Annotated in this window: 19 protein-coding genes; 6 read left to right on the forward strand and 13 right to left on the reverse strand. The window is 64.7% G+C overall.

Annotated elements, in window-relative coordinates; translation table 11 throughout:
* Positions 1-21 precede the first annotated feature (21 nt).
* The 5 genes from ACF8EF_RS06625 (at position 22) to ACF8EF_RS06645 (ending at position 5,185) form a co-directional block, all read left to right on the forward strand.
* Positions 22-1,047: an aromatic ring-hydroxylating dioxygenase subunit alpha gene (locus tag ACF8EF_RS06625; RefSeq protein WP_070095452.1), complete on the forward strand. Its 1,026-nt coding sequence runs from the start codon at positions 22-24 to the stop codon at positions 1,045-1,047.
* Between the two features lie 65 nt (positions 1,048-1,112).
* Positions 1,113-1,961, forward strand: a complete 849-nt coding sequence (locus ACF8EF_RS06630; protein WP_014862029.1) for an ABC transporter ATP-binding protein — start codon at positions 1,113-1,115, stop codon at positions 1,959-1,961.
* Positions 1,962-2,046: 85 nt separating this feature from the next.
* The gene (locus ACF8EF_RS06635; protein ID WP_392461349.1) at positions 2,047-2,775 is read left to right on the forward strand and encodes an ABC transporter permease; all 729 of its coding nucleotides are present in this window, start codon (positions 2,047-2,049) and stop codon (positions 2,773-2,775) included.
* 38 nt (positions 2,776-2,813) lie between these two features.
* Entirely contained in the window at positions 2,814-4,244 is a 1,431-nt protein-coding gene (locus ACF8EF_RS06640) for an amidohydrolase family protein (protein ID WP_392461327.1), read from the forward strand.
* Entirely contained in the window at positions 4,241-5,185 is a 945-nt protein-coding gene (locus ACF8EF_RS06645; RefSeq protein WP_392461325.1) for a PDR/VanB family oxidoreductase, read from the forward strand. The genes ACF8EF_RS06640 and ACF8EF_RS06645 overlap by 4 nt, the downstream gene beginning before the upstream one ends.
* Positions 5,186-5,264: 79 nt before the next feature.
* Here the strand turns inward: ACF8EF_RS06645 and ACF8EF_RS06650 are convergent, their stop codons facing one another.
* From ACF8EF_RS06650 to ACF8EF_RS06710, 13 genes are all read right to left on the reverse strand, one after another.
* Positions 5,265-6,047 (reverse strand): cyclase family protein, encoded by a 783-nt coding sequence (locus ACF8EF_RS06650; protein ID WP_392461323.1) that lies wholly within the window; start codon positions 6,045-6,047, stop codon positions 5,265-5,267.
* Positions 6,044-7,030 (reverse strand): NAD-dependent epimerase/dehydratase family protein, encoded by a 987-nt coding sequence (locus tag ACF8EF_RS06655; RefSeq protein WP_392461321.1) that lies wholly within the window; start codon positions 7,028-7,030, stop codon positions 6,044-6,046. Before ACF8EF_RS06655 ends, ACF8EF_RS06650 begins: the two co-directional genes overlap by 4 nt.
* Complete coding sequence (locus ACF8EF_RS06660; RefSeq protein WP_392461319.1) at positions 7,021-8,013, reverse strand: fumarylacetoacetate hydrolase family protein; 993 nt, start codon at positions 8,011-8,013, stop codon at positions 7,021-7,023. Before ACF8EF_RS06660 ends, ACF8EF_RS06655 begins: the two co-directional genes overlap by 10 nt.
* Positions 8,010-8,582: a cupin domain-containing protein gene (locus tag ACF8EF_RS06665; protein WP_014862035.1), complete on the reverse strand. Its 573-nt coding sequence runs from the start codon at positions 8,580-8,582 to the stop codon at positions 8,010-8,012. Before ACF8EF_RS06665 ends, ACF8EF_RS06660 begins: the two co-directional genes overlap by 4 nt.
* A gap of 11 nt (positions 8,583-8,593) precedes the next feature.
* Positions 8,594-8,758, reverse strand: coding sequence for a hypothetical protein (locus tag ACF8EF_RS06670; RefSeq protein WP_177429896.1), 165 nt, complete (start codon positions 8,756-8,758; stop codon positions 8,594-8,596).
* Complete coding sequence (locus ACF8EF_RS06675; protein WP_392461317.1) at positions 8,755-9,945, reverse strand: MFS transporter; 1,191 nt, start codon at positions 9,943-9,945, stop codon at positions 8,755-8,757. The genes ACF8EF_RS06670 and ACF8EF_RS06675 overlap by 4 nt, the downstream gene beginning before the upstream one ends.
* Complete coding sequence (locus ACF8EF_RS06680) at positions 9,935-12,424, reverse strand: RND family transporter (RefSeq protein WP_392461316.1); 2,490 nt, start codon at positions 12,422-12,424, stop codon at positions 9,935-9,937. Before ACF8EF_RS06680 ends, ACF8EF_RS06675 begins: the two co-directional genes overlap by 11 nt.
* A 3-nt stretch (positions 12,425-12,427) precedes the next feature.
* Positions 12,428-13,480: a WD40/YVTN/BNR-like repeat-containing protein gene (locus ACF8EF_RS06685; protein ID WP_392461314.1), complete on the reverse strand. Its 1,053-nt coding sequence runs from the start codon at positions 13,478-13,480 to the stop codon at positions 12,428-12,430.
* A gap of 54 nt (positions 13,481-13,534) precedes the next feature.
* Positions 13,535-14,902, reverse strand: coding sequence for a DUF1329 domain-containing protein (locus ACF8EF_RS06690; protein ID WP_392461313.1), 1,368 nt, complete (start codon positions 14,900-14,902; stop codon positions 13,535-13,537).
* Between the two features lie 14 nt (positions 14,903-14,916).
* Positions 14,917-16,587 (reverse strand): DUF1302 domain-containing protein, encoded by a 1,671-nt coding sequence (locus ACF8EF_RS06695; RefSeq protein WP_392461311.1) that lies wholly within the window; start codon positions 16,585-16,587, stop codon positions 14,917-14,919.
* Positions 16,588-16,673: 86 nt separating this feature from the next.
* Complete coding sequence (locus ACF8EF_RS06700; RefSeq protein ID WP_392461308.1) at positions 16,674-17,798, reverse strand: FAD-dependent oxidoreductase; 1,125 nt, start codon at positions 17,796-17,798, stop codon at positions 16,674-16,676.
* Positions 17,799-17,937: 139 nt separating this feature from the next.
* Entirely contained in the window at positions 17,938-18,285 is a 348-nt protein-coding gene (locus tag ACF8EF_RS06705) for a Rieske 2Fe-2S domain-containing protein (protein WP_128573762.1), read from the reverse strand.
* A 3-nt stretch (positions 18,286-18,288) separates the two neighbouring features.
* Positions 18,289-19,230 (reverse strand): VOC family protein, encoded by a 942-nt coding sequence (locus ACF8EF_RS06710; RefSeq protein WP_392461307.1) that lies wholly within the window; start codon positions 19,228-19,230, stop codon positions 18,289-18,291.
* A gap of 276 nt (positions 19,231-19,506) precedes the next feature.
* Here ACF8EF_RS06710 and ACF8EF_RS06715 point away from each other — a divergent pair, with 276 nt between their 5' ends.
* Positions 19,507-20,445: a LysR family transcriptional regulator gene (locus ACF8EF_RS06715; protein WP_020191687.1), complete on the forward strand. Its 939-nt coding sequence runs from the start codon at positions 19,507-19,509 to the stop codon at positions 20,443-20,445.

Here is a 20,445-nt window from a genome sequence, read left to right on the forward strand (position 1 = left end):
ACGCTGTGAGGAATCCTGATTATGTTGGTTACCAAACAACCTGTATTGCGCCGTTTCTGGTATGCCCTGCTACCTATGACAGCCCTCGAAGACGGCCCCAAGCCATTCACCCTGCTGGGTGAAGCGCTGGTGTTGTGGAAGCGTCCCGATGGTACCCCGGTGGCAATGCAGGACCGCTGCTGCCACCGCACCGCCAAACTGTCCAAAGGCTTCGTCAGTGCTGAGGGCAATATCGCCTGCGGGTACCACGGCTGGGAATACGACTGCACCGGCACATGCGTGAAGATCCCGCAGAATCCCACCGGCGCTATTCCTCCGGGTGCCGCGGTGAAGGCTTATCACTGCCAGGAGAAGTACGGCTATGCCTGGGTCAGCCTGGACGACCCGCTACAACCGATCCCTGAGTTCCCGGAAGACGGCACCCCCGGTTACCGACGCATCTTCCAGTTTTACGAAGAGTGGAAGACCAGCCCGCTGCGGGTCATGGAGAACTCCTTCGACAACTCGCACTTTTCCTTCGTGCACAAGGCCAATTTCGGCTTGTTCGACCAGCCGCAACCGGCCAGTTACGAATTTCGCGAAACCGATTATGGCTTCGAAGCCGAGACCCGCGTGCCGATCCGCAACCCCGAGGCAAGCTTCCGTATCACCGGTACCACCGAGCCAATCACCCAGCGGCACCTGCTCAACCGCTATTACCTGCCCTTCTCTCGGCGCTTTGGCTGCATGTATCCGGACAGTGGCATCCATCACATCATCTACAACTGCGCCACGCCCATCGACGACAACCGACTGATGCTCGTGCAGTGGTTGTATCGCAACGACAGCGAAGAGCAATGCTCGACCCAGGAACTGATCGACTGGGACGCGGCGATCACAGCCGAAGACCGCGACATCCTGGAGGCCACCGATCCTGACGCCTGTGTCGACACCCGCCGCAGGGTGGAACTGCACATGCCATCGGACAAGCCTGGGTTGGTTATCCGTCGGCAACTATTGGGTCTGCTTGAAGCCCATGGCGAGAGCGAAGTGTTCCTCAGCCACTGACACTTGCCCAACGCCCCGGTGCGCCGGGGCATTCACCACCGCTCATGACCCACGGGGAGAGCGCTATGTTGATGCAGACCCTATCCAAAGCCGACGTCCAGCCGCAGGCCCTGCCGAACACCATCGGTGTGGACACCCCTTTGTTCGCCAATCAGGTGGAAAAAACCTACAGCAATGGCACCCATGCCTTGAGCCGCGTGAAACTGGCGATCGAACGCGGCGAGTTCGTCTCGCTCTTGGGCCCGTCGGGGTGTGGCAAAAGCACCCTGCTGAAAATGTTCGCCGGGCTCGAACAGCCCTCCGCCGGCCATGTGCGCTGGTGGGGCAAGGATGCCCCGGGTACGGACCACCACGCAGGCACACCGGGGCGCAGCCTGGCCATGGTGTTCCAGGAAGCCACCCTGATGCCATGGGCCAAAGTGCACGACAACGTGCGCTTGCCCCTGGACTTGGCCGGCGCCCCCAAGGCCCAGAGCCAGCCCAAGGTGCAAGCCGCCCTGGAACTGGTGGGGTTGGGCAAGTTCGGCGACGTTTACCCGCGGGAGCTCTCCGGCGGTATGCAGATGCGCGCCTCCATTGCCCGGGCATTAGCCACCGAACCCAATCTGCTGCTGATGGACGAACCCTTCGGCGCCCTGGACGAGTTCACCCGCAACAAGCTCGATAGCGACCTGCGCCAGCTCTGGCTCCAGCGCGACCTGACGGTGGTATTCGTGACCCACAGCATCTTCGAGGCGGTGTACCTGTCTTCGCGGGTGGTCGTGATGGGCGCGCGTCCCGGTCGAGTGATCGCTGATGTAATAATCGACGGCCCACGGGAACGCGACGAGGCATACCGTACTTCGCCGGCTTTCATCGAGCAATGCGCGCACCTGTCCCGACTCCTGGCCCAGGCCAATGGCGACCCTTCCTGAGAGCATCATCATGAGCCGACCCTCTACTCCCTGGCTACGCCACCCTTCTGTACTACGCATCGCTTCACCGCTACTGGTTGGCGCCTTGCTGCTCGGCGTCTGGCAACTGGCATGCATCGCCTGGAAAGTCCCGGTGTACCTGGTACCGTCACCGGCCGATATCGGCCGCACCCTGATCGCCGATGGCCCGATGCTGCTGGGGGCACTGTGGATGACCCTGAAGATCACCTTCCTGTCATTCGCCCTCGCCGTGGTCATCGGCACGCTGGCGGCGTTCGTGTTCGTGCAGAGCCGCGTCGTGGAGGCCAGTCTGTTTCCCTACGCGATTCTGCTGCAGGTCACGCCGGTCGTGGCCATCGCGCCGCTGATCATCATCTGGTGCAGCGACACGACCTTGGCGTTGGTGATCTGCGCCACGCTGGTGGCGATCTTCCCGATCATCGCCAACACCGTCCTGGGCCTGCGCAGCGTCAACCCTGGCCTGCTCAACCTGTTCCACCTGAACCGCGCCAGCCGCTGGCAAGTGCTGTTGCGCCTGCGCATTCCCAGCGCCTTACCGTGCTTTTTCGCTGGCCTGCGCATCGCCAGCGGCTTGGCATTGATCGGCGCGGTGGTGGCCGAGTTCGTCGCCGGTACGGGTGGCACGGGCGCGGGCCTGGCGTATCAGATCCTGCAAGCGGGATTCCAGCTCAACATTCCCCGCCTATTCGCCGCCCTGGTGTTGATCGCCCTGACCGGCGTGGCGCTGTTCAGCCTGATGGCTTTGCTGGCTCGGTTGAGCCTGCGCCACTGGCACGAAAGCGAACTGGGCTGACTTCCCTGCGAAACGCTGTACTGGCTATGGAGACGAACATGAAACACACCAACAGCTGGCTGATCCGTAACGCCAGCGCCATCCTCACTGGCCTGCGCGGCGGCGCCGCGCGCCATGTGGGGCCGGACATCCGTATCACCCAGGGGCGTATCGCCGCCCTGGGCTCGCTGCAACCGTTACCAGGTGAGCAAGTGCTCGATGCCACCGATTGCGTGGTGTATCCAGGCTGGGTGAACACCCATCACCATCTGTTCCAGTCCTTGCTCAAGGGCATTCCCGCTGGCATCGACCAGAGCCTCGGTGCCTGGTTGGGGGTCGTGCCCTATCGCTATCGCGGGCTGTTCGATGAGCACAGTTTCCGCTTGGCCGCCCGGGTCGGGCTGGTGGAACTGGCCCGTTCCGGCTGCAGCACGGTGGCCGACCATCATTACCTGTACTTGCCAGGCATGGCCTTCGACAGCGCACAGATCCTCTTCGAAGAAGCCGAGCGTCTGGGGCTGCGCTTCGTCCTTTGCCGGGGCGGCGCAACCCAGGTACGTCAGGCGGAAGGCCCCGCGACAGCCGGACCTGAGACCCTCACGCAGTACCTGGACGATGTTCAGCGCTTGGTACAGGTCTACCATGATCCCGCCGACGATGCCTGGCGCCGTGTGGTAATGGCGCCGACCAGTCCGCCCTACTCCATGCCGCCCGAGCACCTGCGCGAGACCGCCCGCGCCGCGCACCGCCTGGGCATCCGCCTGCACAGCCATTTGAGCGAAACCGTGGAGTACCAGAACGAAGTCCATGATCGCCACGGCCTCTCGCCCGTGGTGTTCTGCGCGGAGCAGGAATGGCTCGGGCCTGACGTGTGGTTCGCGCACCTGGTCAAGCTGAGCGCCGAAGAAATCCAGCTGCTGGGCGCCACCGGCACCGGCATCGCCCACTGCCCACAAAGCAATGGCCGGCTTGGCAGTGGTATCGCAGATATCGTTGCCATGGAGGCTGCAGGCATGTCGGTTTCGATCGGCGTGGATGGCGCTGCCTCCAACGAAGCCTGCGACATGATCAGCGAAACCCACGCCGCCTGGCTGATGCAAAGGGCCAAGGCCGGCGAACGCGCCATGGCCCGCCATGCCGGCGGCGATCTGGAGGGCGGTGCCCATGTCGCCAGCGTGGAGGACGTTGTGCGCTGGGGCACAGCAGGTGGCGCCCAGGTGCTGGGCCTGGACGCCATCGGCACGCTGCAGGTCGGCATGGCGGCGGACTTGGCGATCTACCGCCTCGATCAACCCCGCTACTTCGGTCTGCATGATCTGGGCATCGCGCCAGTGGTTGGCGGTGGCCGTCCGACGCTGCGGGCATTGCTGGTGGGCGGCCGCCTGAGCGTGGAAAACGATGCGCTTCCTGGCTTGGACCTCGCCGAACTGGGCAGCCAGGCACGCCAAGCTGTACTTCGTCTGCAACAGGCCGCGGGGGTACGCGCATGAGCTGGACGCCTCTGCAGGTGCGGGCCCTGCGCCTTGAAGCCGACGACGTGCTAGGTGTGGAACTGGCCCCGCCGAGTCCTGCTCCCCTGCCCTTCGACTGGGCACCCGGTGCTCATGTGGACCTGCGCCTAGGCAATGGCGTGGTACGCCAATACTCAGTGGTCAGCCTGCCCGAGGACGGTCATGTATACCTGGGCATCAAGCGCGAAAAAGCCTCCCGCGGCGGCTCGCAATGGCTGCACGAGCACCTGCGGCTGGGTGCCCGGGTGGAGGTGGGCGTGCCGCGCAACCTCTTTAGCCTGCAACCTGGCACAGGACAGGTCGTCTTGGTGGCCGCAGGCATAGGAATCACGCCACTGCTCGCCATGTACCGGCAATGCCAAGCTCAAGGTCGGTCGGTGCGCTTGCTGTTTTTCACCCGCGATGCCAAACAGGTGCCTTTTGTCCAGTACCTCGATGCGAATACCGAGGTTCATGCAGGCTTGCGCACCCCGATGATCGCCGGGTACCTGGAAGAACACTTGCCGGCCTGGGACGGCAGCGCAAGCCTCTATTGCTGTGGCCCTGCCGGTTTCATGGCGTGTGTCGAACACGTCGCGCTGGCAAGCGGCTGGCCAACCACGGCGCTTCACCGCGAACATTTCCAGGCTGCAGCGCCCACCTTGCACGTCGAGCGTCACTGCACGCTGGTGCTACAGCGCAGTCGTCTTCAGGTCGAGGTGCAACCGGGCGAAAGTTTGGTACAGGCGGCATCGCGGGCGGGCGTGGAGCTACCCGTGTCATGTGGAATGGGTATCTGCGGCGCCTGTGTCAGCCGGGTCATCGAGGGGGCGCCTGATCACCGCGACGAGTACCTCAGCGATGCCCAGCGCAACAGCGGAGAATGGATAACGCCCTGCGTATCGGGCTGCCACAGCGCCCGGTTGGTGCTGGACGTTTGACCATCGCCCGCAGCTGCCCGAGGGCCAACGGCTGACGGCAGCTGCGCACGCCCGCTCCTTTCGGCCCATGGCTTTGTCCCTAATCGAAGATCGCTACCGCCCGGACGAAGCCGGCTGAGGCATGCCGGATCTTGTAAGGAAAGCAACTTACCAGAAACCCATCCGCCGGTAGCCGCTCCAGATTGGCCAGCTTCTCCATCTGCCCATAGCCGATATCACGCCCGGCCTTATGGCCCTCCCAAATGATCGAGGCGTCGCCCGTTTCGCTGAAGCGTTCGCGGGTGAACTTGAATGGCGCATCCCAACTCCAGGCATCGGTACCGACCACCCTCACCCCGCGCTCCAGCAGGTACAAGGTCGCCTCGCGGCCCATCCCCACTCCGGCTTCGAGATAGCCTGGCTGGCCGAACAAGCTGCCCGCGCGGGTGTTGACAAGCACGATCTCCAGCGGCTGCAGCTCATGACCAATACGCGCAAGCTCCGCCTCGACCTGCGCCGCAGTGACCACGTGGCCATCCGGCATATGACGAAAATCCAGCTTCACCCCCGGCTGCAGGCACCACTCCAGCGGCAGTTCGTCGATGCCGAAGGCCGGCTTGCCACCGTCGGTGGTGGATGCGTAGTGCCAGGGCGCGTCCATGTGAGTACCGCTGTGAGTGGTGATCTGCAGGCGCTCCGCCGCCCAGGACTCGTCGCCCGGCAGGTCCTCCTTGCGCAGCCCGGGAAACATCGCGGCCATCTCCGGCCAACCCTGCTGATGATCCATATAATCGATCTTCGGCAGCAAAGGTGGCGGATCAGTGTAAGGGTTGTTGTCCAGGGTGACAGACAGGTCCAGTAAGCGACGTGTGTTCAAGCTCATACGAGGATTCCTTTGCGGATGGCCGCGCGACGGGTGTGGCGCGGCGGCAAGTCGAGGGCATTACGCAGCAGCCCGGCCACTGAACCGTCGTGGCAGAAGCCCAGTTCGCGGGCAAACGAGGTACGCAACGGTGGGTAGCGGCCAAACAGGCTTTCGAGCTGGGGATCGGGGGCGAAGGCGATGCGCTCACGGTTGGCCTCGCCAACAACAGCCGCCAGCCCGTTCAGCACCTGGGCGATGGTCAAATGCAGCACGGGCAGTTGCCAAACCCGCTGGCTGCCCGGGTCTTCCAGCTCGGCGGCGTGCAGCAGGTTGTCCACGCAACAACGGACCGACATCCACCAGGCGCTCGCTTCGGGTGACACCGGGCAGGTGTAGGCCTCCCCGGCCACATAGGCGTGCAACAGGTCGCTCATGAACGCCGAGCGCAGACCATTCGGCTCGCGCGGGCGAGCAACGATACCGGGCAAGCGCAAGGCGCGACCGTCAACCTCGCCACGGCGGGCAAGGTCCTGCAACGCGATCTCCACCATGCGTTTGTGCGCCGCATAGGACAGCTGCGGCGACGCTGGCTGGCCTTCGTCCATGCGCGTCGGCAACTTGCCGCCGTACACCGCGACGCTGCTGGCGTACACCAGCACCGGTGGACAGAGGGGATTACGCAGTTGGTCGAGCAACTCCAGGCTTGCTTGCAGGTTTACCTGGTAACCCCGTTCGTACTGCGCCTCGGCAGCGCCGCCAGGCACGCTGACGAGATGGAAGACCACGTCGACACCATCAGCCAGCACCCGACGCAGCAAGGCCGCGTCGGTGACGCTACCGTGATGACGACGCAGGCGCGCGTCTTCGGGCAGGCCATCCAGTGCCTGATCCAGCGCCAGCAGTGCCTCGATTCGCCGCCCGCGCAGCTCGCCCAGGTCCAGCAGGCGCTGCACCAACTGGCGCCCGACGAAGCCATTGGCCCCGGTGACCATCACTCGCATGGCCAGCCTCCCCGCACCACGCGCTGGTCGATGGCCCCGAACAGCACCTCGCCCTCGGGCCCGCGAGCCTCCATGCGCACCCGGTCGCCAAAGCGCATGAAGGCCGTGCGCGGCGCACCGCAGGCGATGGTTTCGATGGCGCGGCGCTCGGCGATGCACGCCGAGCCCACGCTGCGGTCGGCGTTGGACACGGTGCCGGAGCCGAGTAGCGTGCCCGCACTCAAGCGTCGCGTCAGCGCCGCATGGGCAATCAACTGGTGGAAACCGAAGTGCATGGCGCCGCCATGGGGATGGCCGAACCACTCGCCGTTCCAGTGCACGTGCAGCGGCAAGTGCACCCGGCCGTCGCGCCAGGCCTCGCCGAGTTCGTCCGGGGTGACCGCGACGGGCGCGAAACTGCTGGCGGGCTTGGCCTGGAGAAAGCCGAAGCCGGTCTTCATTTCCCGCGGTGCCAGGGCCCGCAGGCTGACATCGTTGAGTTGCAGGATCAGGCGAACATGCTGCAAGGCCTGCTCCGCCGGGCATCCCATGGGTACGTCGTCGAGCAACACCGCGAACTCGCCCTCGAAGTCGATGCCGTGGGCCTCGCTGGGCAAGGGAACGTCCGCGAGTGGCCCGAGAAAGTCGTCGCTGGCACCCTGGTAAATCAGTGGTGTGTGCTCGACGCCTTCGATCGGGTCCAGGTTGAAGGCCTTCTGCATCAACGCGCCATGGCTGAGGAAGCACGAGCCATCCAGCCATTGGCTGGCACGCGGCAGGGGCGCAGCCAGTCGAGCGAGGTCGAGCGCGAAGGCACCCGCAACCGCATCGTCGTTGAGCTGCTGATACAGCGCCTGCAAGCGGGCTTCGACCTGGGGCCAGTTTTCCAGCGCGACCTGCAAGCTGGTGGCGATGTCGCTGGCATCGACCGCATGCCCGAGGTCACGGGCCACCACCAGCAGGCGACCATCGCGGCTGCCGTCGTCGAACGTGGCGAGCTTCATGGCAGCAGCTCCTTGAGCGTCTCGGCATACCGCCCATCGAGCAGGATGAAGACCATCCGGGCCATCTGTTCGCTGCGGTTGCTCCAGGCGTGGTTGGTACCGCGCTGGACCACGATATCGCCCCGTTTGAGGTGGACTTCGCCATCGTCCAGCACCAGCCAGACCTCGCCCTCGGTAACGATGCCGTAGTCCAGGGTTTCGGTGCGGTGCATCAGCTTGTGCTTCGAATCGGCTTTGCCCGTGCCGGCACTCGCCTCGCCGATCTCGGCGAAGGCAGCGGCAGCATCTTCGGCACTGACCTGGTTCTGCACGCTGTCGGGCGGTATGTCCACCACGCGAATCACGCTGCCCAGCGGCCCAGGGCTCAATTGCAGCGGCTGCGCTGTCGGATCATTGCCGTTGTCCAGTGTCGCCGGGCTGCCGACACTGTTCCAGACTTCGTAGAAGAGGGTGCCAGGCACCGCCTTGAGTGGGAAGTTGTTCGGTGTCGGGCCGCAACTGGCGACGACCGCCTGGCCCTCGGCATCGTGGCCGGTGACTACACGTTTGAATGCAGGAAGCGATTGCATGCTGTCTCCTTTCAATTGCCGTCGCCGATGGTCGAGCCACCGTCGACAATAAGATTCTGTTCGCTGATGAACGCTGCGCCTTTAGCCATGGCCGGTAGCTGCGTGCTGGTCAGCCACATGGCGCTGCGCAGAGAGCGACTGGCATTGGCTCGCCCGCCAAGGAAAATTTCGTTCATCGTGCACCTGCCACCATCACCGGCCGCCGGTGGCGCATCAAGGACAGGCACACAGGCGCCAGTAGCAGTTGTCCGATGGCGACCAGCAGCAGTGCATGCGGCAGTTGCGTAGCCACACCAGCGGTCAATGCCAGGACGATCAATGGACTGACGAACTCACCCGCGAAAATCGCCGAAGTGAACCCACCCGTAGCACGGCCGCGCTGATCGAAGCCAACCTGCTGCATCACCAGAGTGATCAGCGTCGGCAGCAACAGCCCAACACCCAGGCCGTTGATCAGCACCGCCAGCACCACTGGCGCGTGGCTGCTCGCCAGCGCCATCAGGCCGCCACCGAGCCCCGCCGTGGCAAAGCCCAAGGCCAGCAACCGCCCAGCCGGCAAGCGCGCCAGTAAGCGAAAAGCCAGTGCGCCGGCCAACACGCCGAGCTGGTTGGCGCCCATGGCCAGGCCGACCTGACGGGGCGCATCTATGTGCAGTAACTGCAGCACGTAACCGGCCTGCACCGGGACGATGAACAGGCTGACGCCAGCCAGCACGGTGAGCAGGTATAACAGCGTCAGGGCCGCCCATGGGAAACGCGAATCGACGGTGGCTTCGCTGGCGGTCTGGCAGGCACGCGGCTCCCACAACAGCAGGGCCATCAAGGGCAGGCACAGCGCACCCACCGCATAGAGGGTGAACGGTGTCCGCCAGTCGCTTTCCCCCAGCGCACCGCCCACGCCCATGAACAATGCCGCCGCCAATGAGGTGACCACCATCTGCAAAGCGAACAACCGCGCCCGGCGCTGGCCGTCGAAGTAGTCACCCATCAGCGTGGTGCAACAGGTCATGATGCCGGCTTCGGCCAAGCCGATGCCGGCGCGGCTGGCGACAATCAGCACCAGCGAATCCAGCCACAACGGCAACAAACCGCACAGGCTGTAGAGCAACATGCTCGCCAGCAGCAGTGCTCGCCGCCCCACTCGGTCTGCCATTACCCCGGCCAGCGGCGCCAACAAGGCTATGATCAGTGCCGGCAACGTCAGGGCCACCGGCACCAGCACGGCCACGCCCGGCGTCTCGGCAAAATGCGCGTGCATGCGGGGTAGCACCGGTGCGATAAGCACCGCCCCCAGGACGGGCAGGCAACTGCCGAACAGCAACAAGGCAGCCTGGGCGTTTCCGGCGGTGCGTTCAGCGGCCATGGCTCACCTCCTCCAGTGGGCGAAAACTGGCGCCCTGCTCCAGCATCCCGCTGCTGTGCTCGCGCCTTGTGTGCTCATGCGCCGGCAATGCCAGCTGCTCGGTACAGGCCTTGCGGTGCGGCAACAGGAAGTAGGCCAACGCCGGCAGCAGGATCAATGCGCCGACCATGTTCCAGACGAACATGAATGCCAGCAGCACGCCCATGTCGGCCTGGAACTTGATCGGCGAGAAGATCCAGGTACCAACGCCGATGGCCAGGGTGATACCGGTGAGCATGACCACCTTGCCGGTGAACAGCAGCGCGCGGTAGTACGCCTGGGACAGGCTCGCGCCTTGGCGCAGCTGGGCCAGCACGATGCTCATCACATACAGCGCGTAGTCCACGCCGATGCCGACCCCAAGGGCGATCACCGGCAGGGTCGCCACCTTCACGCCAATACCCAGCGCCACCATCAGCGCTTCGCAGAGGATCGAGGTGAGTACCAGTGGCAGCACCGCGCAGAGCACCGCGCGCCAGGAGCGGAAGGTCACCAGGCAGAGCACGATCACCGCGCCGTAGACCCACCAGAGCATGTCGCGGTTGGCCTGCTTGACCACCTGGTTGGTGGCAGCCTCGATGCCTGCACTGCCGGCAGCCATGAGGAAGCTGGCCTGCTCGCTGTCGTTGGCCTGGGCAAACGCCTGGACGCTGTCGACCACCCGCGCCAGGGTGTCGGCCTTGTGATCGGTCAGGTAGGCATAGAGCGTCAGCAGGCTGCAGTCGTCGTTGTACAGCCCGCGCGGGGCACCGGCGGTGACCATGTTCAGGGTCGCCTGGTTGTTGACCAGGTCATACCACTTCGGGCTGCCTTCGGAGAGGCCGACCAGCACCCGGCGGTTGAGCAGCGCCAACGAGTTTGTCGAGTCCACGCCCTGCAGGCCACGCAGTTGCCAGTCGAGGTCATCCACGTGTTTCAAGGTGCCGTAGGCCGAACAGCCACCGGGGGCGGTGCGCACCATCACCGCGAACACATCGCTGCTGGCGCCGTAGTGCCGGGTGACGAAGGCATTGTCGCGGTTGTAGCGCGAATCGGCGCGCAGCTCGGGAGCGCCGGCGTCGAGGTCGCCGACCTTCAGGTGCAGACTCACGGCGTAGCCCCCGGCAGCCATCAGCGCAGCGACGGCGATGCACGCCGCCGCCCAGCGCCGGCGGGTGAACAGGTCGAGAAAGCGCCACACCGCATGCTTGCCCGCTCCGCGGGCCTCGGCCTCTTCAGCGCGCAGGCTGCGCCGCGCCGCACGGGCACTGACGCCCACGTAGGAGAGCAGCACCGGCAGCAGAATCAGGTTGGTGAAGATCAGCACCGCCACGCCCAGGCTGGCGATAACGGCCAGGTCCTGGATCACCTGTATCTGAATGATCATGAGTACGGCAAAACCGACCGCATCGCATAGCAGCGCGGTGAGCCCGGCCAGAAATAACCGGCGGAAGGTGAACCGCGCTGCCACAAGGCGATGCATACCGCGGCCGATGTCCTGCATGATGCCGTTCATCTTCTGGGCGCCATGGCTCATGCCAATGGCGAACACCAGGAACGGTACCAGCACCGAATAGGGGTCGAGCTCGTAACCCAGCAGTGGCAGCAGGCCGAGCTGCCAGATTACTGCCACCAGCGAACACACCACCACCAGCGCGGTGCTGCGCACACAGCGGGTGTACCAGTACAGCACGGCGGCGGTGATGGCAATGGCGGCGGCAAAGAACAGCAGGATCTGCCGCAGGCCGTCCATGAGGTCGCCGACGACCTTGGCGAAACCGGTGATGTGGATCTCCACCCCCTGCGCCTGGAAGCGCTCGCGCAGGGTTTCCAGCTCATGGGCGAAGGCCGTGTAGTCGAGGGCCTGGCCGTCCGGGGTCTTCTCCAGCAGCGGCACGTAGACAATGCTCGAACGCTGGTCGAAAGCCACCAGTTGACCAATCTCGTTGGAGCGTTCCACGTTGCGCTTGAGCGCTTCCAGGCTAGCGGCAGCGCCATCGTAGCCGTCGGGCACCACCGGGCCACCTTCCAGGCCCTCCTCGGTGACTCCGGTCCAGCGGGTGGACGGCGTCCACAGCGACTTCATCGCCGCGCGGTCGACGCCAGGCAGCAGGTATACCGCGTCGTTGAGCTGCTGCAGGCTGTGCAGGTAGTCCTTGTCGTAGATGCTACCGCGCGGATTGGCCACGGCGATGCGCACCGCGTTGCCCAGGCCGTCGAGTTCCTGGCGGTGCTCCAGGTAGTTGTGAATGAACGGATGATCGCGCGGGATCATCTTCTCGAAGCTGGCATTGAGGGTCAGGCGCGAGGCCTGCCAGCCGAGCAGCAAGGTCGCCGCCAGGCACAGCAGCAACACCAGCACACGGTGGTTGAAGAGCGCACGTTCCAGCAGCGAGCCGGACGCGCTGTCGAAGTCGTCGAGATGGCCGCTGGAAGGCGCAGATGAATTCATGACGTGCATGGTTCAGTCCGTCGTGGTGGAAAGAGAGGAAGGTTCCAGGCGGCGCGCACCGGCCATGCCGACGGCGACGATGGAGCCATCGGCGGCGGTGGTGGCGGCGGTCAGTGGCAGGCCATTGGAGACCGCCACGGGCTGGGCGACAAAGGCGCCGAGGCCGCTGCGCAGGAGCATCCCTGCCTGGTTGGCGAGCAACAACTGGCCACCGGCGACGCGCAGGCCGTTGATCGATGCCGGGATCGGGTTGGCTAGCGCCTGGAAACTATCGCCACCGTCGTCAGAGGCGAACAGCGAACCGCGCAGGCCGCCGAGCAGCAGACGGCCATCAGGCAACACGGTGGCGGCGAGGTAGCTGCCATCGTAGGGCCCGTGCAGCGCCTCGTAATGCTCACCGCCATCACGCGAGCGAAGCAGCAGGCCCTGCTCGCCGGCGATGTACACCTGGTTGCCTTGGCGCGCCAGGGCATACAGGTGCAGTCCACGCCCGTTCGGCAGTCGGCCGATCTCCGACTGCCAGCTGCGCCCGCCGTCGGCGGTGCGCATGGCCACCCCGTAGGCACCCACGACCAGGCCGTTGCGGGCATCGGTGAAATTCAGGGCCAACAACGGCTTGTCCGCGCCGTCGGCCAGCAGCCGTTGCGCCGCCGCCAGGCGACGCTCGTCTGAGGCAGCCTCGGCTGCCTGCACCTCCAGGGCGGCGGCGCGCTTGCCGTCGAGCTGCACGCTCCAGTGCTCACCACCGTCCTGGCTGTGCAAGACCACGCCGGCATGTCCGACCGCCCAGCCGTTGCGGGCGTCGATGAACTGCACGGCGGTCAGGCTGACACCCACCGGCACGGCAGTGGCCTGGCGCCAGGTGGCACCATTGTCATCGGACAGCAGTACCACGCCACGTTCACCCACCGCGACCAGGCGTGCATCGGCCCGGGCCACATCCTGCAACACCGCACGCAGGGCCTGGGGGCCGTGCAGCGCGGGCACATCCACGCTGTCACCGGCGAACGCCGGCGGCAGCCCGCAACAGGCTGCCAGTAGCCAGCCGTAGAGCATCTTGTTCATCGCACGCAACCTTTTGTTCTTAGAGTCGGTACAGCACCCGCGCAGCGCGCCTGCTCAGCGCACACCCTCGCCGGCCATGGCGTCGGCGGTGAACACCGAGTCCTTGTAGGGCGGCACGATGCGGTACTGTTCGTTCTTGCCAGCGAACAGGTCACCGGCGAACCAGGCACCGGAGAGCATGTCGTAGAAGCCGTTGGTCAAGGTCACCACGCCCGGCAGGTCAGGCAGCACCACCGGCGAGGTCCAGACCACCTTGGCCAACTGGTTGCGGGCGTCATAGCGCTCGCCCAGCACGGCAGCCCAGGTGTCTTCGTCGAGGTAGTAGGTGCTACGCGGCATCACATGGCGCTGGCCATTCTTCAGCGTCGCCTCCACCACCCACACACGGTGCAGCTCCCATCGGATGGCGTCGGCGTTCAGGTGATGGGGGGCCAGCAGCGCCTCGGCGTTGCTGGCGGTGAACACCTTGTTGGCGTTGTAGGGGATGTACATCTCCTTCTTGCCCACCAGCTTCCAGTCGAAGCGGTCGAGACGACCGTTGAACACGTACAGCTCATCGAAGCTCATGACGCCGGCGGTGGCCGGGGTCGGCGTGTCGCAACAGGCGTTGGGCAGGCGACGCACACGGCGCTGACCAGGCAGGTAGGTCCAGACCGCAGCTTTGTCGGCGTTGAGGTTCTCAAGGCCGGTAATGGCCTCCCCGGCACGCAGGGGCGGGCCGTCGTTGGTCATGCGGATGGACCAGAACACACCCTTGTCGCCACTGCCACCGGGCAGGTACCAGGGCATCTGCAAATCGGCCCGCGAGTCATTGGTGAGCACGTGCTTGCCGTTGGCGGTGGTCAGGTACTGATTGAAGCTGGCGTGCCAGGACGCACCCCGCCAACGCAGCAGGTGGTTCCACATGGCTTCCACGCCATTGGCCGGGATCGGGAACGGGATGCCGCCGGATGCGCCTTCGGGCATGGGGCCGGCGGGGCCGTCCACCAGCTTGCCGCTGGTGGCGTTGGCGAGGGTAGCGTCGTACACCGACTGCGGAGCGGCAGCACTGCGGCGTGTCGGGTAGACGTCGAGACGATAGCTGTCCGGGTACTTCTTCAGCATGGCCTGGATGCCCGGCGTCAGCTTGTCGGCATACTGCGCCATGTTCTGCGCGGTGATGCTCAACAGCCGCTTGTCGTTGGCGAACGGATCGCCACGCCTGCCGCCTTCCTTATAGGCCGGGTCGGCCTTGATGTAGCCACCGGTCCAGGCAGGAATGCTGCCATCCGCATTGCCGGCCCGCTCGCCACCGAGCGGGGTCAGGCTGGTCTTGAGCATGGCCGCCTGCTCGGCGGGCACTGCGGCAACGGCGCCGTGGGCCAATAGCAGCGAGGCACTCTGGGCAATGAGCAGGGAAACGACTTTATTATTGTGTTTCATCGGGTGGTCCTCGGTCAGAAGGTGCGGCTGACAGTGAAGGCGATGAAGTCGCGGTCTTTGAGCGACTGTTCGAAGGTGTAGTGGTTATCGGCGTCGAGGAAGGTGTTCTCCGGGCCGTAGTAGTGCGTGTAGGTCAGACCCAAACTCCAGGTGTTGAGGTAGTTGCCTTTCAGGCCGATGTTCAGGTCACCGCCATGATCGGTACCAAAACCGGTGCCCAGCGCCATGGACGCGCCGTTGGTGTAGCTCGCGCCGATCGGCACCGACAGGTCGAGACCCGGTAAGATCTGCCGGTACATCGGTTCGAACACCAGGCGCAGGCTGGTGGCGTCACGGTCGGCGTTAGGGTCAACGGCATCGGCGTTCTTGCTCACGCTCATCACCCGGTTCCAGGCGATTTCGCCGAGGAAGCTCGACTCGGCAGCGATGAAGTTCGGCTCCAGGCTGGCAAGCCAGGAGAAGTTGGCGTGCAACGTGCGGCCGGTGGCGTAAACCGGGTTATCGTCATTGTCGATCGCCTCGCCCACGGCCAACGCATGCTGGTTGGTCGAGGCCAACGGCTGGTTCCAGCGCGTTGACAACTCACCGGCGAGGTTGAAGTTGCCAACGGTGGTGGAGAAGCTCGCACCGAACGCCTCGATACCCTCGGGATACACCCAGTAGAACTCGCCGGCCTTGCCGCTGACCGGGTCGAGGTTGGCGAAGTCCGGGCGTACGTTGAGTTGCGGCGACTTGTCGTGGAAGCGGATGGCGTATAGGCCCCAGTCGACAGTCTCGGTGCGCCAGCGCACCTGCACGCCGCCCTGCCCTGAGTCCTTGGCTTGCTTGTCGTTGCCGTGGAAGAACGCCAGAGGTTGGCCACCGGGGAACACCGGCGCGCCGACGAACATGCGCTCGGCGCCATCACCGAAGAAGTCGTCTGTGGAGAAATAGCTGCCCGCTGCCGGCAGGCGGTTGGCCTCCCACTCGAACTGGTAATAGGCCCCCACCGACACATCCGGCGTCAGTTGGAGTTGTCCGGAAATCTGCTGTACCGGACGGATCAGTTCCTTGAACTGCGTGTTGGGTACCGACAGCCCCTTGACCACGTCCACCGGAGCCATGCCGCCGGCAATGCCGTTCATGCCAAAGAACAGGCTCTCGCCCCACTGCATGGCGTATTGACCCAAACGGCCGGACAGAGGCATGTCGCCGATCTCGGTCTTGCCGAAGATAAAGGCGTCGAGCAGCTCGCCCTTGCGTCCATGCAGCTTGCGCGTGTCGTCGGTGAACGCGTCGTAGTCGACCGAATAACTGTTGGCACGGCCAGGATCGTTGTTGTCAGTCCCTTGGTTGTAGACATCGTCGTACCAGGCCGCGCCGCTGACCCGTGCGCCGACGTTGTCGTAGGTAATGTCCAGTTCCGACAGCAGGTCGAGGCGGTTGGAGATCAGGCCCTTGTCGAAGTTGCGGTCACCGTCGTCCAGGTTCAGCGCGGTCTGCCCTTCGGTGAGCTTGCTGCTCGCGTCCTGTGTACGCCAGGCGGCGCTGTATTTCAGGGTATTGTCCCAGCGCACCCGCAGGTCGGGGTTGCCGGTATCGAATTCGAAGGCCTGCGCCTGGCTTGCGGCCAGCGCGACAAGCGCCAGGCTGAGGGGCTTGAGCGCCGGTAACGGCCGTGTGAATGCACCTTTGCGAGTCAACATCGGGGTTTCCTCTTTCTTTTTATTGTGCGTCGGTGTTGGCATAGGGCCGGCGCGCCGACAAGGCAGGGCGTGCCGGGTACGGGGAGTCAAATCGGCTGCGCGGTGACCTCCAGCATGCGCTTGACCAGGCCGATGCGGTCGAAGGAAGGATCGCGCTGGATCTCCTTCACACCTGCCAGCAGGGACATTTCGCTGATGAACTTGCAGCGCTCGAAACGCCGGTCCATGAAACGCTGCAATTGCGCGTCCAGGCTGCCACCCGCGGTGAGCTCCTCGGCGAGCACCACGGCGTCCTCAATGGCCATGCCTGCACCCTGCCCCAGGTGTGGCGTGGTGGCATGGGCGGCATCCCCGATCAGCAGCACTCGACCGCAGTACCAGGGTTCGTCGACAAACACCGCTTCAAGCGGCTTGTAAACGACCCCGGCGTTGTCGACGATCTGCTCGCGCAATTCGCCGATCAGCCCGCCGAAACCGGCCAGGCGCTGGCGAAGGCCATCAGCCAAAGCAGCCGGTTCCATCCAGGGGTTGCCCGGCTCGTGGGAAGTGGTGAAGAGGTACATCAGGTCATCGGCCAGCGGCACCAGACCCGCGTTGCCAGAGGGCCCTTGGTAGTTGGCAAGGTGATCGATACCTGCCGCACGCGGGAAGTTGTAGCGCCACACCGACTGCCCGGTGAAACGCGGCTGATAACGATCACCGAACAGCAGGCTGCGGACTTTCGAGAACAACCCGTCGGCGCCGACCATGAGACCGTAGCGCCCCTGGCTGCCATCGGTGAACAGCACGTCCACTGCGCTGTCGTCTTGCTCGAAACTTTCCACCGAGGTGCCCAGGCGCACCTGGGTGCCCAGTTCGATGGCAGTTTCGCTCAACACCTTGTGCAGGGCGCGACGCGAGATACCCACATTGGCCGGATACTGCGGACCGGCCAGACGCTGGCCAGGGATGCGCGCCAGTTGCTGCCCTTCGGTGGTATAGATGGCCACGTCCTCGAAGGCGTAGGCCGCATCAAGGTAGGCTTCGAGCAGGCCCAGCCGGTGCATCTCGCGCACCACATTGCTCTGTTGAATGATGCCGACGCCGTAGACGGTCCACTCGGTTTTCAGCTCGACCAGATCGACGGCGACGCCCTTGCGGCGCAAGGCGATGGCGGCACACAGCCCGCCAATTCCGCCGCCCACGATCAACACGTTGTTCACAGTATTCATGGCATGTCTCACGTTTTGTTCTTGTTGTGCGCCCCGTCATGCGGGGCGGCCGTTTCCTGTGCCTATGCACAGCTTCCCGCCTGCGCCGGTCCATGACCAATCGCGTCGCGGGATGCGACCTATCGCGCGGCGCGATAGGTCAGCGATCGAGCTGCTCCAGCGGCAATAGCAGCCAGCCGTCCGCTTCCTTGTGATCGAGTGCCTCCAAGGCTTCGCCTCGGCAGGGGCCGTGAACGCAAGTGCCGTCTTCGGGCATGAAGCGCGCACCGTGGGCGTAGCAGACGATCCACTGGCCATCGGCGCTCAAAAAGCGGTTCTTGCGGTACTCCAGGGGCACCATCAAATGCGGGCAGAGGTTGCGGTAGACGCGTACCTGGCCCAGGTACCGCAGGGCGAACAGGCTGTCCGCGCCCCTGCCCTGTGGGTCGAAACCGCGCGCGTGACCCTCGCCCAGCTCATCGAGCCGGCACAGCTCCACCCACGCCATGTTTCAACCCTGCTTCGCAGGTGGGCCGCTGGGTGCCCATTTCTCCCGCGAGGCGAACAGGAACAGCTGCGAGTTGTCGGCCGACATCGGCGCCTGACGCGCCGCCCACGCGTCATCGTGCTTGTCCATGTCGGCGTCGTACTCGATGTGGCAGCCCAGCGGGCTGTTGAAGTACCAGAACCAGTTGGAACCCAGCAGGTGTCGGCCCGGGCCCCAGAAGCTGGTCCAGCCCTGCTGCTGGAAACGCGTACCGGCCAGCAGGACCTCGGTGCCGCTGCCCATATGGAAGGTGAAGTGCTCGCAACCCTGCATGTGCGGTGGGGTCTGGATCATGAACAGGCAGTGGTGATCGTCCATGGCGGCGGTGCGCATGAACGGGCCGACGCCTATGAAGCTGTCAGTGGTGACGAAGCCCAGGCGATCGCGGTAGAACGCTTCGCCCTTGGCCGCATCGGGTACGAAGTACACCACGTGGGACAAGGTGCGCGGCAACGCCGGCATGTCCGGGGCAATGCCCAGCTGGTTGATCGGGCGCTGCGGTGCGCTACCGGGGGCGTTGGTAAGGTCGGCCGGCGCGTCGAAGGGGCGACGGCAGGTCACCTGGAAGGCAATGGCAAAGCCCAGGTCGTCGAAGGTGTGCAACGCGCCGCTGGCGTCGCGCCGCACCTCGCGGTCACGGCCCAGCTCGTCGGCGATGGCCGCCAGATCGGTGCTCGACGCGACGCCGTAAACGGTCTCGCGCAGCGATGGGGTCGGCCCGAACGCTGGCGGCAGGCCAGGGTCGTCGCCGCGACGGATAATGATCGAGGTGCCGTCCAGCGCCTCGAAACGGCCACCGTCGCCGTCCAGTTGAACGGCATCGAGGCCATAGTCACGCAGGCAATCGGCACAGGCCTGGATATCGTCGACGCCAAACACCAGCGCGTCGAGACCAAGAATATTCATGGCTACCACTCCATTGAAATTGTTATTCGGCGAGGCAGGTCACCGGTAGTGGGTCGCGGCGGCACATCGGCCGTACGACTGGCGTGCAGGTTGCTCGGTGGCGGGGTCGCGTGACCAATCGCGAGTCAGAATGCGAGGCATCGGCAATCGCGATACCTGGGCCACAGCCCATGTACTGTGGCGTTGGCTAGGTATCGTGGCTTGAAGGTCTTGACGTAGCGGCAATGCAGCGGGAAGGTATCGCGAAAATAACTACAAGAACCGAGAGCTATCACCATGCGCTTTCACCACCTGGACTTGAACTTGCTGGTTGCCCTGGACATCCTGCTCGAGGAGCAAAACATCACACGCGCCGCTGAGCGCCTGCACATGACTCAATCGGCCACCAGTGGGGTGCTGGGGCGTTTGCGAACGTTTTTCGAGGATGAGTTGCTGGTGCAGGTCGGCCGCAAGATGCAGCCCACCCCCTATGCTCTGGAACTGGCCAAGCCGGTACGCGAGGTGCTGCTGACCATTCGCGCCTCGATAACGGCCAAGCCGGTGTTCGATCCGGCCGCCAGCAAGCGACACTTCCGCCTGGTGGCCTCGGACTACCTGATCAGTGTGGTATTCGCTCAGGTCATCCAGAAAATCCATCAGGAGGCGCCGCACATTACCTTCGAGATGATCGGCCCAGGCGACAGTAGCGCCGAATTGCTGATGCGAGGCGAGGTCGACATGATGATCGTGCCCGAGCGCTATCTCATCGAGGGCCATCCGGCGCAGCTGCTGTTCGAGGAAGATCATGTCTGCGTGGTGTGGCGCGACAACCCCGAGGTGGGCGAGCATCTGACACTTGAGCAGTACATGCAGATGGGCCACATCTCGGTAGGCTTTGGCCGCAACCGCCACTTGAGCATCGAGGACTGGTTCATGAACCAGTACGGCTTCAATCGGCGGCTGGAAGTCATCACCAACGACTTCAACACCCTGCCCCAGTTGTTGGTGGGCACCGTGCGGATCGCCACCATGCACCGCCGACTGGCCGAACTCTATGCCGGCTACCTGCCGTTGCGCCTGTTGCCACCGCCAGTGAAGATCCCGGTTATGCGCGAATTCATGCTGTGGCACCGCAGCATGGACGGCGACCCCATGCACAGATGGCTGCGCGAGCGCATCAGCGATGTCATTCAGTGCGCCAGCACGCAGCCAGATGCTCTGCGCGCCACCGCCTGA

The organism is Pseudomonas sp. zjy_15 (genome assembly GCF_043101865.1).
Lineage (GTDB): Bacteria > Pseudomonadota > Gammaproteobacteria > Pseudomonadales > Pseudomonadaceae > Aquipseudomonas > Aquipseudomonas putida_Y.